The organism is Psychromarinibacter sediminicola (assembly GCF_029168335.1).
GTDB lineage: Bacteria > Pseudomonadota > Alphaproteobacteria > Rhodobacterales > Rhodobacteraceae > Psychromarinibacter > Psychromarinibacter sediminicola.
Map to the genome: position 1 here is coordinate 1 of NZ_JARGYC010000036.1, position 13268 is coordinate 13268.

A 13268-nucleotide genomic window follows, 5' to 3' on the forward strand; every position below is an offset into this window, starting at 1 on the left:
GGGGAGGGGGCGGCCGCCCCCTCCGCCCGCTGCCTCGCGAGGATCGCCGCATGAGTTCCGTCACCCTCGACAACATCGTCAAGCGCTTCGGCAGCTTCACCGCCGTGCACCAGACGAACCTGGAAGTGTCCGAAGGCGCCTTCGTCACCCTGCTGGGGCCGTCCGGCTGCGGCAAGACGACGAACCTGCGCATGATCGCGGGGCTTCTGGACCCGACCGAGGGCGAAATCCGGATCGGCGGCAAGCGGGTCAACGACGTGCCGATCCACAAGCGCAACCTCGGCATCGTGTTCCAGAACTACGCGCTGTTCCCGCACAAGACCGTGGCCGACAACGTGGCCTTCGGGCTGAAATACCGCAACGTGTCGAAGGCGGACGCCGAGAAGAAGGTGCGCGAGGCGCTGGAACTGGTGCAGCTGCCGCAGGTGGGCGACCGCTATCCCAAGGCGCTGTCCGGCGGCCAGCAGCAGCGCATCGCGCTGGCCCGCGCCATCGTGGTGGAACCCGACGTGCTGCTGCTGGACGAGCCGCTCTCGGCGCTCGACGCCAACCTGCGCGAGGACATGCGCGTGGAGCTGAAGCGCATCCAGGACCAGATCGGCGTGACCACCGTCTTCGTCACCCACGACCAGTCCGAGGCGCTGGCGATGTCCGACGAGATCGTGGTGATGTCGAACGGCCGCGTCGAGCAGGTCGGCACCCCCGAGGAGGTCTACAACACCCCCGCCTCGGAATTCGTGGCGAACTTCCTGGGCGCCTCGAACATCCTCGACGGCACCTGCAAGGCCGCCGGCGACGGCGCCACGCTGGAGGTGCCGCTGTTCGGCACGGTCCAGGTCCCGCCCGAGAAGGCGAAGGGCGTCGGCCAGGGGCCGGCCAAGCTGGTGCTCCGCGCCGAGAAGCTGACGCTTTATGCGAAAGACACCGCGCCCGAGGGGCTGGTGACGGCCGAGGCGACGGTCGAGACCGTCGACTACCAGGGCCAGACCGTCCGCTATTTCGTCCGCGCCGGCGAGACGCAGTTCCAGGCGATCAACCTGATCGACGGGCATCCCTTCGCCGAGGGCACGTCGGTCACGGTGGGCTTCCGGCCCAAGGACTGCGCGGCGCTGCCGGGGGGATGAGATGAGCCACCTGTTCTACCAGGGCCGCGGGCGCAAGCCGGTGCTCGACCAGGCGCGCGGCGTCTACATGTGGGACAAGGACGGGCGGCGCTACCTCGACGGCTCGTCAGGCGCGATGGTCTGCAATATCGGCCATTCCAACCCGCATGTGCTGGCCGCGATGCAACGGCAGATGGAGAAGTCCACCTTCGGCTACCGCCTGCATTTCGAGACCGAGGCGTCCGAGAAACTGGCCTCGCGGCTCGTCGGGCTGATGCCCGAGGGGCTGTCGAAGGTGTTCTTCGTCTCCGGCGGCTCCGAGGCGGTGGAAAGCGGCATGAAGCTGGCGCGGCAATACGCGCTGGCCGTCGGGCAGGGCACGCGCTGGAAGGTGATCAGCCGCGCGCCCTCCTATCACGGCTGCACTTTGGGCGCGCTGGCGACCACCTCCTACGGCCCCCTGACCGTGCCGTTCGAGGCGATGCTGCGGCCGATGCCCAAGGTGCCCGCCCCGCGCGCCTATCTCGACGGGCTGGACCCGGACGACCCGGCGACGGGGCGGCATTACGCCGACACGCTGGAGGCGCAGATCCGGGCCGAGGGGCCGGAGACGGTGCTGGCCTTCCTGCTGGAGCCCGTCGGCGGCGCCTCCACCGGCGCGCTGGTGCCGCCCGAAGGCTACATGGAGGCCGTCCGCGAGGTCTGCGACCGCCACGGCGTCCTGTTGATCATGGACGAGGTGATGACCGGCGCCGGCCGCACCGGCGCGTTTCTCGGCTGCGAGCACTGGGGCACGCGCCCCGACATCGTGGTGATGTCCAAGGGGCTGGGTGCCGGCTATGCGCCGCTGGGCGCGATGATCGCCGACGAGCGGCTGGTCGACCCGGTGCTGGAAGCGGGCGGTTTCGCGCACGGCTTCACCTATGCCGGCAACCCCTTGGCCTGCGCCGCGGGGCTGGCCGTGGTGGACGAGATCGAGCGGCAGGGGCTTTGCGAAAATGCAAGGACAATGGGCGAAAAGCTGATCGCGCGCCTGCACGGGCTCATGCAGAAGCACGAGATCGTCGGCGACGTCCGCGGCAAGGGCCTGCTGACCGCCTTCGAGTTCATGGCCGACCGCGACAGCAAGGCGCCGCTGCCCAAGGCGCTGAACGCGCATCAGCGCTTCGTCGACATCGCCTATGCCAACGGCCTCATTGTCTATTCCCGCCGCACCCGCGACGGGGTCGAGGGCGACCATATCCTGGTCTGCCCGCCGCTGATCCTGACCGACACCCATCTCGACGAGATCGTCGAGGGGCTGGATATCTCGCTTTCGCAGTTCGCGGCGGAACTCGCCTCGGTGCCGGAGCCGGGCTGAGCCATGTCGCGTATTGTCATCACCTGCGCCGTCACCGGCTCGATCCACACGCCGTCGATGTCGCCCTACCTGCCGGTCACGCCGGACGAGATCACCGAAAGCGCCCTGGGCGCGGCCGAGGCCGGCGCCTCGATCCTACACCTGCACGCGCGCGACCCCGACGACGGGCGGCCCTCGGCCAGCGCGGATCATTTCATGGCCTTCCTGCCGCGGCTGAAGCAGGCGACGGATGCGGTGCTGAACCTGACCACCGGCGGCAGCGCGATCATGACGCTCGACGACCGGCTGGCCGCACCGAAACGGGCCGAGCCCGAGATGTGCTCGCTCAACATGGGGTCGATGAACTTCGCCATTTACCCGGCGGCGGAGCGGATCACGGAATGGAAACACGACTGGGAAAAGCCGTTCCTGGAAAACTCCGACGACCTCGTCTTCAAGAATACCCCCCGCGACATCGCCCGCATCCTGACCGAGATGGGCCGGGAGCGCGGCGCCCGGTTCGAATTCGAATGCTACGAGGTGGGCCATCTCTACATGCTGCGCCACTTCATGGATCGCGGGCTGGTCGAGGCGCCGGTTTTCATCCAGTTCGTATTCGGCGTGCTGGGCGGCATCGGGCCGGACCCGGAGAACCTGACCCACATGGTGCGCATCGCCGACAAGCTCTTCGGCGACGCCTATGCGTTTTCCGTGCTGGCCGCCGGGCGCCACCAGATGCCGATGGCGGCGATGGCGGCGGCGATGGGCGGGCATGTGCGCGTCGGGCTGGAGGACAGCCTGATGATCGCGCGCGGGCAGCTGGCCCGCAGCAACGCCGAGCAGGTCGCGAAGGTGCGCGGCATCGTCGAGGGGCTGGGCCGCGAGGTCGCGGGCCCGGCGGAGGCGCGCGAGATGCTGGGGCTCAAGGGCGCGGACCGGACGGCGATATGACCGCGCTGGCGCTGCGTATCGCCGAGGCGCAGGACGTCCCGCGCCTGCAGGACGCGCTGCAGCGGCTGTCGGACGACCTGGGCGATGCGCACGCGGCGACCGAGGCGGATCTGCGCCGCGCCGGCTGGGGCGGGGCGCCGGCGTTTCGCGCCGTGCTGGCCGAGGCGGGCGCCGACCTGGCCGGCGCCGCGCTCTATTCGCCGTGCTTCTCGACGGTGCGCGGCGGGGCGGGGATCTATGTCTCCGACCTCTGGACCGCGCCCGGATTTCGCGGGCAGGGCATCGGCAGGAAGCTGCTGGCGCGGGTCTGGGCGGATGCCGAACAGGTCTGGGCGGCGCGGTTTCTGAAGCTGAACGTCTACCACCACAGCGCAGGGGCGCGGGCGTTCTACGAGCGGCTGGGCTTTGCCGCCATGGACGACGTGCAGGAAATGGTGCTGGGCGCCGCGGGCGGCGCGGCGCTGAAAGGAGAGGCATGAAGACGATCTTCGACGACCGGCAATGGGCGCACGACCCCAGGCATTTCATGGCGAACGGGGCGATCCTGCCGAACCCCGAACAGCCCGAGCGCATCGCGGTGCTGAAGGCGGCGGCCGAGGCGGCGGGCTGCGGTTTCGCGGCGCCCGCCGATGCCGGCATGGGCCCGATCGCGGCGCTGCACTCGCCGGACTACCTGGTGTTCCTGCAGACCATCGTGAAACGCTGGCAGCGGATCGAGGGCGCGGGCGCCGAGGTGATCCCGAACATCCACCCCGCCGCGCGCAGCGACGGCTACCCGCGCTCGGCCGTGGGGCAGGCGGGCTATCACCAGGCGGACACGGCCTGTCCCATCGCCGACGGCACGTGGCAGGCCGCCTACTGGTCGGCGCAGACGGCGGTGGCCGGGGCCGACGCGGTGGCGGGCGGCGAAAGGGCGGTCTATGCGCTGTCGCGGCCGCCGGGGCACCATGCCTTCGGCGACCTGGCGGGGGGCTTTTGTTTCCTGAACAACGCCGGCATCGCGGCAGAGCGGCTGCGGGCGAAGGGGCTCCGGCCCGCCATCGTGGACGTGGACGTGCATCACGGCAACGGCACGCAAGGCCTATTCTACGACCGCGACGACGTGCTGACCGTGTCGATCCACGCCGACCCGGTGCGGTTCTACCCGTTCTTCTGGGGCCACGCGCAGGAGCGGGGCGCGGGCCGCGGCATGGGCTACAACCTGAACCTGCCGCTGCCGCGCGGGACCGACGATGCGGCCTATCTCGCCGCGCTGGAGACGGCGCTGCAGCGGGTGGCGGCGTTTGGAACCGATGTCGTCGTCGTTGCGTTGGGGCTCGATGCCTCGGTCGACGATCCGTTCCAGGGCTTCGCGGTGACGCAGGACGGATTCGCCCGGATCGGGGCCGCTTTCGCAGCGACGGGGTTGCCTTGCGTCTTCGTGCAGGAGGGCGGCTACCTGTCGGACAGTCTCGGCGCGAACCTGACCCGGGTGCTGACCGGATTCGAGGAGGGGAAATGACCACGGCCGACGTGATCGTCATCGGCGGCGGAATCGCCGGGATCAGTGCTGCGGCGCGGATCGCGGAACGCGGGATGACCGTTGTGGTGCTCGAAGGCGAGGACCAGCTCGGCTATCACTCCACCGGGCGCTCGGCGGCGATCTTCATCCGGAACTACGGCAACGCCACGCTGCGCGCGCTGAACGCCGCCGCCGCGCCGTTCATGGAGGCGCCCGAGGGCGTATCGGAGACCTCGTTGCTGTCGCCGCGGGGCGAGTTGCTGGTGGCCACCGAAGACGAGATGCCGGCGCTGGACAAATACGCGGCCGGGTCGTCGGGGCTCGACCGGCTGACGCCCGACGAGGCGGTGGACCTGGTGCCGATCCTGCGGCGCGAGGCCATCGCGGGCGCGGTGATCGAGCGGGATGCGCAGGACATCGACGTCGACCGGATGCTGTCGGGCTTCGCCAAGATGCTGCGGCGCGCGGGCGGCGAGATCCGCACCGGCGCGCAGGTGCGGCGGATGCGGCATGGCGACGGGCTGTGGAAGGTCGAGACCCGCCGCGACCGGCTGGCGGCGCCGGTGGTGGTGAACGCGGCCGGCGCCTGGGCGGCGGATGTGGCGCATCTGGCCGGTGCGAAACCGATCCCGCTGCAGGCGCTGCGGCGGTCGGCGGCGATCCTGCCCGCGCCGGACGGGCACGACGTGTCGGCCTGGCCGCTGTTCGGCTCGGCCGCGGAAAACTGGTACGCCAAGCCCGAGGCCGGCAAGCTGATGGTCAGCCCCGCCGACGAGGACGAGGTCGACCCGCACGACGCCTGGGCCGACGACATGGTGCTGGCCGAGGGGCTGGACCGCTACGAACGCGCGGTCACGGTGCCGCTGACGCGGGTCGAGACCTCCTGGGCGGGGCTGAGGACCTTCGCGAACGACCGCACGCCGCTGGTGGGCTTCGACGCCTGGGAGCCGGGGTTCTTCTGGCTGGCGGGGCAGGGCGGCTACGGCGTGCAGACCGCGCCGGCGCTGGCGGCGCTGACCGCGGCGCTGGTGGCCGGCGAGGCGCCGGCGCTGGCGCCGGACGTGGTGACCGCGCTGGACCCGTCGCGGCTGATGGTCTGAGGGCAAATGTTTCGCGCGCGAAACATTTTCGGTTTATTACCAGATAGTTAACGCACCGCGCGGCGGCGCCGGCGGCGCCGCTCCCGGCCCGGCGGGGCACGCGCGATGAAATCCGCGTCAGGGAGTCGGGAAATCGGTTTGTGCTTGCCGACGAATAATCTAGTTTCATCCCGGCACGCGCCGCCGGACGTATAATGGCGCGACGGGACGGGATGAAGGACGCGGGATGACCGAAGGCGGGGGCTTTCTTCCGATAATCGCGATGCTGCCGTTTCTGGGCGCGTTGCTGCCGGGGCTGATGATACGCGCGGGGCGCAATGTCTGCGCCGTGACGACCGCGATGCCGACGATCCTGGCGCTGGTGATGCTGGCGATCCTGGCGCCCTCGGTGTTCTCGGGCGAGGTGATCGAGGCCGAGATCGCCTGGCTGCCGGCGCTGGGGCTGAAGGCGTCGTTCTTCCTCGACGGGCTGGGGCTGCTGTTCGCGGGGATGATCCTGGGCGTCGGGCTGCTGATCACGCTCTATGCGCGGTTCTACCTGGCGGGCGAAGACCCGATGGGGGTGTTCTACACCTATCTGCTGCTGTTCCAGGGCGCGATGCTGGGCATCGTGATCTCGGACAACATATTGCTTTTGCTTATCTTCTGGGAGCTGACGAGCCTGTCGTCCTTCCTGCTGATCGGCTACTGGAAGCACCTGCCCGAGGGTCGGCAGGGCGCCCGCATGGCGCTCGCGGTCACCGGCGGCGGCGGGCTGGCGATGATCGGCGGGATGCTGATCCTGGGCAATATCGCGGGCAGCTACGAGCTGACCGAGATCCTCGCCGAGACCGAGGCGATCCAGGCGAGCGACTGGTATCTGCCGGCGCTGATCCTGATCCTCTTGGGCACCTTCACCAAGTCGGCGCAGTTCCCGTTCCATTTCTGGCTGCCGCACGCGATGGCCGCCCCGACGCCGGTCTCGGCCTATCTGCACAGCGCGACCATGGTGAAGGCGGGCGTGTTCCTGATGGCGCGGCTGTGGCCGGTGCTGGCGGGCACCGATGCGTGGTTCTACATCGTGGCGACCACGGGCCTTGTCACCATGGTGATCGGTGCGCTGATCGCGCTGTTCAAGGACGACCTGAAGGCGCTTCTGGCGTTCTCGACCGTGTCGCATCTGGGGCTTCTGACGATGCTTCTGGGCTTCGGCACGCCGGTTGCGGCAGGCGTGGCGGTGTTCCACATCATCAACCACCTGACCTTCAAGGCGTCGCTGTTCATGTGCGCCGGCATCGTCGACCACGAGGCACATACCCGCGACATCAAGCGGCTGGGCGGGCTGGCGAGCCTGATGCCGGTGACCTTCGCGATCTCGACGGTCGCGGCGCTGTCCATGGCGGGCATCCCGCTGTTCAACGGCTTTCTGTCGAAGGAGCTGATGCTGGAGGAGGCGGCGCATACGACCTGGGCCGGCAACCCGCAGATCGTCGGTATTGTGGCGACCATCGGGGCGCTGCTGTCGGTGGCCTATTCGTTCCGCTTCGTGGCGCATGTCTTCCTGGGGCCGGTGCGCGACGACTATCCGCACAAGCCGCACGACCCGCCCTTCGGGATGTACGCGGCGCCGGCGCTGTTGGCGGTGCTGGTGGTGCTGATCGGCGTGTTCCCGGCGGCGACGGTGGAGCCGCTGGTGAACCTGACGGCCGGGGCGGTGACGGGCCAGGAGATGCACATGCATCTGAAGCTCTGGCACGGCGTGACGCCGGCGCTGTTCATGTCGGTCATCGCGGTGGTGGGCGGCGCGATCCTGCTGGGGCTGCACCGGCCGCTGGACCGGCTGTGGATCGCCATGCCGCGGCCCGAGGCGAAGGTGATCTTCGACTGGATCGTGCGGCAGGCGGCGACTGTGTCGGGCCGGATCGCCGAGGGCACGCATAACGGGGCGATCAGCCGGTATCTGGCGATCTTCACCGCGGCGACGGTGGTGCTGGGCTATCTCGCCTGGGCCGGCGGCGGCATGGCGCCCGCGACGCGCGAGATGCTGCCGATCCCGCCGGTAGTGGGCGTCGGCTGGGTGATGCTGCTGGGCGCCACGCTGGCCGTGGTGGTGATGCACCGCAACCGGTTCCGGGCGCTGGTGCTGATCGGGATCATCGGGCTGATGATCTCGGCCGGCTTCGTCTATATGTCGGCGCCGGACCTGGCGCTGACGCAGATCTCGGTGGAGACGGTCACCATCATCCTGCTGCTTCTGGCGCTGCACTTCATGCCGAAGGAGACCCCGCGGGAAAGCGGCCCGGCGCTGCGCCTGCGCGACGCGGTCATCGCGCTGGGCGCCGGCGGCGGGGTGGCGATGCTGACCTATGCGTTCCTGAGGCGCGACTTCTCGACGATCTCGGATTTCCACCTGGAGAATTCCTATAGCGGCGGGGGCGGCACCAACGTGGTCAACGTGATCCTGGTGGACTTCCGGGGCTACGACACGTTCGGCGAGATCATCGTGCTGGGGATCGCGGGGCTGACGATCTATGCGCTGATGGAGGCGCTGCTGGCCGGGCCGGCCTCGCGGCGGCTGCGCAACTGGGATTTCAGCCGCGACCGCTCGCGCGACCGGCACCCGCTGATGATGGTGGTGGCGACGCGGGTGATGATGCCGATCGCCGCGGTCGTGGGCCTCTACATCTTCCTGCGCGGGCACAACCAGCCGGGGGGCGGCTTCGTGGCCGGGCTGGTGATCTCCATCGCGCTTCTGATGCAGTACATGGCGTCGGGCTTTGCCTGGACGCAGGGCCGCCAGCGGATCGAGTATCACTCGATGATCGGCTCGGGCGTCGTCATCGCCGGGCTGACCGGGGTGGGCGCGTGGTTCGCCGGGCAGCCGTTCCTGACCAGCGCCTTCGGCTACGTGCATCTGCCGCCCATCGAGGAGTTCGAGCTGGCCACCGCGGCGTTGTTCGACCTGGGCGTGTTCCTGGCGGTGCTGGGGGCGGTGATGCTGACGCTCTACAGCCTGTCGCGGATCGCACGCTATGCCGGCGAGACGGTGAATATCGGGCCGATGGACTACGACCCGTCGCAGCCGCCCGAGGAAATGGCCCGCGAAGAGGCCGAGAGACGAGAAGAGGAGGGCTGAGGTGGAGATCGTGGTTGCGAGCGCGGTGGGCGTGCTGACCGCCGGGGGCGTCTATCTGATGCTGCGGCTCAGGGCGTTCCCGGTGATCCTGGGGATGGCGTTTCTGTCCTACGCGGTGAACATCTTCCTGTTCTCGACCGGCCGCATCGCCATCGACGCGCCGCCGATCCTGAACAACTACGCCGACGTGCCCTATACCGACCCGCTGCCGCAGGCGCTGGTGCTGACGGCCATCGTGATCTCGTTCGGGATGACCGCCGTCTTGGTGATGATCGCGCTGGGCGCCTTCCTGGAGGCGGCGCATGACCGGATCGACATGACGGGCGAGCCCGACGAGGAAGACGCGGCCGGAACGGAGCGCGAGGGATGAGCCACTGGATCATCGCCCCCGTCGTGCTGCCGGCGCTGCTGGCGCCGCTGATCGCCTTCGTGATGCGCCACGACATGCTGCTGGCGCGGACGGCGTCGATCGCGGGGACCGTGGCGCTGCTGGTCATTTCCATCGGGCTGACCGGCGCGGCGCTGGACGGGACGGTGCATGTCTACCGGCTGGGCGACTGGCCTGCGCCGTTCGGGATCGTGCTGGTGCTGGACCGGCTGTCGGCGATGATGGTGCTGGTGACGGCGATCCTGGCGCTGATCGCGCTGGTCCATGCGGTGGCGAGCGGCTGGGACGCGCGGGGCTGGCATTTCCACGCGCTGTTCCAGTTCCAGCTGATGGGCATCTGCGGCGCCTTCCTGACCGGCGACGTCTTCAACCTGTTCGTCTTCTTCGAGGTGCTGCTGATCGCCAGCTACGGGCTGATGATCCATTCCGGCGGCAAGGTGCGGCTGCGCGCGGGGCTGCAATACGTGGTGATGAACCTTGCCGGCTCGACGCTGTTCCTGTTCGCGGTGGGCACGCTCTATGCCGTCACCGGCACGCTGAACATCGCGGACCTGGCGGTGAAGGTGCAGGAGATCCCGGCGGAGGACGCGGCGCTGCTGCGGGTGGCGGCGATGCTGCTGATGATCGTCTTCGCGATCAAGGCGGCGCTGTTCCCGGTGCAGTTCTGGCTGCCCAACACCTATGCCAATGCGCCGGCGCCCGTCGCCGCGCTGTTCGCGATCATGACCAAGGTCGGGGCCTACGCGATCCTGCGGGTGCATACGGTCGTCTTCGGGCCGCATGTCGAGTCGCTGGAGGGACTGCCGGGCGACTGGCTGTTCCCGGCGGCGGTGGTGACGGTGGCGGTGGGCGCCGTCGGCGTGCTGGGGGCGAGGCGGCTGATGCCGATGCTGTCCTTTGCCGTCGTCGGCTCGATGGGGACGCTGATGCTGGCAATCTCGGCCTTCACGCCGGACTCGGCGCTGGCGGCGCTCTACTACATGCTGCATTCGACCTTCGCGGCGGCGGCGCTGTTTCTGTTCGCCGACCTGCTGCTGTCGCGGCGGGCCTCGGGCGATCTGCTGCACGCGGCGCCGCAGACGATCCAGAACGGGCTGTTCGCCGCGATCTTCTTCGCCGCGGCCATCGGCATGGCGGGGATGCCGCCCTTGAGCGGGTTCCTGGGCAAGCTTCTGGTGCTGGACGCGCTGCGCGACCCGGCCGAGATCGGCTGGGCCTGGGCGGCGGTGCTGGCGGGGTCGCTGATGACCATCGTGGGCTTCGCGCGGGCGGGCAGCGCGCTGTTCTGGAAGTCGACGGCGATCCCCGACCTGGACATCGCGCCGGGCGGCGCGGCGGCGCCGCTGGCGCCGGAGGTCACGCCGGCCGGGCCGCTGAACGTGGCGCCGGTGATGGTGGCGATCGCGCTGCTGGCTTTGCTGTCGGTCGCGGCGGGGCCGGTGTCGTCCTATCTTGAGGCGACGGCGGGGCAGCTGCACGATTCCAGCGACTATGTCGACGCGGTGCTGCACGCGCCCGAGAACGAGACGTCGAAGATGGAGACCATGGGCCACGGCGACGATCAAGATGACGGGCACGGCGACGAGACCGACGAGGCTGGTGACGACGAGCATGGCGACGCCGAGGGCGCGGCGGCCGAGGAAGAGGCGCACGACGGCGCGGCAGGGGAGGGGCACTGAGCCATGGCGTTGAAACGCATCTTTCCGCATCCCCTGCTGACGCTGGTGCTGACCTTCGTCTGGCTGGCGCTGGTCAGCACGGTGACGCTGGGCAACCTGATCCTGGGATTCGCCGTCGGCATCGTGGTGCCGCTTCTGACCGCGCCCTACTGGCCGGACCGGGCGAAGATCCACTACCCGTTCCGGGTGATCGAATACGCGCTGATCGTGCTTTGGGACATCGTGGTGGCGAATGTCGAGGTGGCGCTGATCATCCTGTTCAAGCGCAACGCGAACATCCGGTCGCATTTCATCTGCGTGCCGCTGGAACTGACCTCGCCCGAGGCGATCACGGTGCTGGCGGGCACGATCACGATGACGCCGGGCACCGTGTCGGCGACGCTGGCGGCGGACGGCCAGGCGATCCTGGTGCATTGCCTGCATACCGACGATCCCGACGGGGTGCGCGCCCAGATCAAGAACCGCTACGAGCGCCGGCTGAAGGAGATATTCCAGTGATCACCTACGCGCTTCTTTTCGCCTTTGCCTGTTTCGGGGCGGGTCTGTTGTTCAACCTGTGGCGCATCGCCGTCGGGCCGGACGTGGCCGACCGGATCCTGGCGCTGGACACGATGGTGATCAACGCAATCGCGCTGATGGTGCTGTACGGCATCTGGCGCGGCACGGCGGTCTATTTCGAGGCGTCGCTGCTGATCGCGATGGTCGGGTTCATCTCGACCGTCGCCTATTGCCGCTTCGTGCTGCGCGGCGACATCATCGAGTAGGGGGCGGTCATGGAGATGTACACGGAAATCCTGGTGTCCTTCTTCCTCGTCGTCGCGGGGATCTTCGGGCTGGTCGGCTCGTTCGGGATGCTGAAGCTGACGGACACGATGCAGCGGCTGCACGCGCCGACCAAGGCGACGACGCTGGGCGTGGGCGGCGTGCTGATCGCCTCGATGCTGTATTTCGGGCTGGGCAAGGCGCAGGTGTCGTTCCACGAGCTGCTGATCACGATCTTCCTGTTTTTGACCGCGCCGGTGACGGCGAACTTCATCGCCAAGACCTACATGGCGCGCAATATCAAGCCCGAGGAGCTGCCCGCGAGCGAGCGGGAGTACGGCTGGGCCGTCTACGACGATCCGCCGGGCCGGGCAGAGGAAGACTTCCACGAGCGCGAGCGCAAGGGGCGGAACTGAGCCGGGGCCGGCGCGCCATGCGCGGCATCGTCACGGTTCTGAACACCCCCTTCGACGCCGCGGGGGCGGTGGATCTCGCGGCGCTGGAGCGGCATGTGCGCTATGCGCTGGCGGCCGGCGTGGCGGGGTTTCTCGTGCCGGCCATGGCGGCCGAGGTCGACGTGCTGACGCCGGCGGAGCGCGACGGCATGCTGCGGACGGTGGTGGCGGCTGCGGGCGGCCGGGTGCCGGTGATCGGCGGCGCCTCGGCCGGGACGGCCGCGGCGCGGGTGGCCAATGCGCGGCGGGTCGGGGCGCTGGGGGCCGACTACCTCTTGGTCAGTCTCAGCGGACAGGACAGAGCGGCGCTGGCCGCCGAGATCCGCGACGTGGCCGACGCGGCCGGCCTGCCGGTGATGGTGCAGGACTGGGACGCGGCCGGCGGCGGCATTCCGGTGCCGGTGCTCGTCGAGCTCTTCGAGACGGTCGAGGCGTTTCGCTGCCTGAAGGTCGAGACGGCGGATGCCGGGCCGAAATACACCGCGCTGAAGGCGGCGACGGGCGGCGAGATGCATGTCTCGGGCGGCTGGGCGGTGCAGCAGCTGATCGAGGCGCTGGACCGGGGCGTCGATGCCTTCATGCCGACGGCGCTGCATTTCAGCTATTGCGGGATCGTGCGGGCCTATCTGGCCGGCGACCGGGACGGGGCGACGGCGGCGTTCCGCGCGCTCTTGCCGGTTCTGGCGTTCTCCAACCAGAGCCTGCCGCTGTCGATCCGGTTCTTCAAGCGGCTGCTGTGGCGGCAGGCGATCTATCCGACAGAGGCGCTGCGGATGAAGGCGGCGGTGCCCGACGTCTACCAGGCGCGGATCATGGACGAGCTGGTCGACCTGGCGATCGCGCTGGAGACGGAACGCGGGTGGCGGGGCTAGCGC

General features: G+C 69.3%; 13 protein-coding genes. All 13 read left to right on the top strand.

The genetic code is table 11. The features are described from left to right. Nucleotides 1-50 precede the first annotated feature (50 nt). Nucleotides 51-1124 (top strand): ABC transporter ATP-binding protein, encoded by a 1074-nt coding sequence (locus P1J78_RS13960; RefSeq protein WP_275567989.1) that lies wholly within the window; start codon nt 51-53, stop codon nt 1122-1124. Between the two features lies 1 nt (nt 1125). Continuing rightward, complete coding sequence (locus P1J78_RS13965; protein WP_275567990.1) at nt 1126-2463, top strand: aminotransferase family protein; 1338 nt, start codon at nt 1126-1128, stop codon at nt 2461-2463. 3 nt (nt 2464-2466) lie between these two features. After that, a complete protein-coding gene (kce, locus tag P1J78_RS13970; RefSeq protein ID WP_275567991.1) occupies nt 2467-3393 on the top strand; it encodes a 3,5-dioxohexanoate:acetyl-CoA acetone transferase in 927 nt (308 codons plus the stop codon). Continuing rightward, complete coding sequence (locus P1J78_RS13975; RefSeq protein WP_275567992.1) at nt 3390-3872, top strand: GNAT family N-acetyltransferase; 483 nt, start codon at nt 3390-3392, stop codon at nt 3870-3872. The genes kce and P1J78_RS13975 overlap by 4 nt, the downstream gene beginning before the upstream one ends. Next, nucleotides 3869-4894, top strand: a complete 1026-nt coding sequence (locus tag P1J78_RS13980; RefSeq protein ID WP_275567993.1) for a histone deacetylase family protein — start codon at nt 3869-3871, stop codon at nt 4892-4894. Before P1J78_RS13975 ends, P1J78_RS13980 begins: the two co-directional genes overlap by 4 nt. Continuing rightward, on the top strand, nt 4891-5994 hold the full coding sequence (locus P1J78_RS13985; RefSeq protein WP_275567994.1) for an NAD(P)/FAD-dependent oxidoreductase: 1104 nt from the start codon (nt 4891-4893) through the stop codon (nt 5992-5994). Before P1J78_RS13980 ends, P1J78_RS13985 begins: the two co-directional genes overlap by 4 nt. A 226-nt stretch (nt 5995-6220) precedes the next feature. Beyond that, a complete protein-coding gene (locus tag P1J78_RS13990) occupies nt 6221-9109 on the top strand; it encodes a monovalent cation/H+ antiporter subunit A (RefSeq protein ID WP_275567995.1) in 2889 nt (962 codons plus the stop codon). Nucleotide 9110: 1 nt separating this feature from the next. After that, entirely contained in the window at nt 9111-9479 is a 369-nt protein-coding gene (locus P1J78_RS13995) for a Na+/H+ antiporter subunit C (protein WP_275567996.1), read from the top strand. Continuing rightward, nucleotides 9476-11176, top strand: coding sequence for a monovalent cation/H+ antiporter subunit D (locus P1J78_RS14000; protein ID WP_275567997.1), 1701 nt, complete (start codon nt 9476-9478; stop codon nt 11174-11176). The genes P1J78_RS13995 and P1J78_RS14000 overlap by 4 nt, the downstream gene beginning before the upstream one ends. A 3-nt stretch (nt 11177-11179) precedes the next feature. Beyond that, nucleotides 11180-11674, top strand: coding sequence for a Na+/H+ antiporter subunit E (locus P1J78_RS14005; protein ID WP_275567998.1), 495 nt, complete (start codon nt 11180-11182; stop codon nt 11672-11674). Next, nucleotides 11671-11940, top strand: coding sequence for a K+/H+ antiporter subunit F (locus P1J78_RS14010; RefSeq protein ID WP_275567999.1), 270 nt, complete (start codon nt 11671-11673; stop codon nt 11938-11940). Before P1J78_RS14005 ends, P1J78_RS14010 begins: the two co-directional genes overlap by 4 nt. Nucleotides 11941-11949: 9 nt before the next feature. Next, nucleotides 11950-12354, top strand: coding sequence for a Na+/H+ antiporter subunit G (locus P1J78_RS14015; RefSeq protein WP_275568000.1), 405 nt, complete (start codon nt 11950-11952; stop codon nt 12352-12354). Nucleotides 12355-12371: 17 nt separating this feature from the next. Then, nucleotides 12372-13265 (top strand): dihydrodipicolinate synthase family protein, encoded by an 894-nt coding sequence (locus P1J78_RS14020; protein ID WP_275568001.1) that lies wholly within the window; start codon nt 12372-12374, stop codon nt 13263-13265. Nucleotides 13266-13268 lie beyond the last annotated feature (3 nt).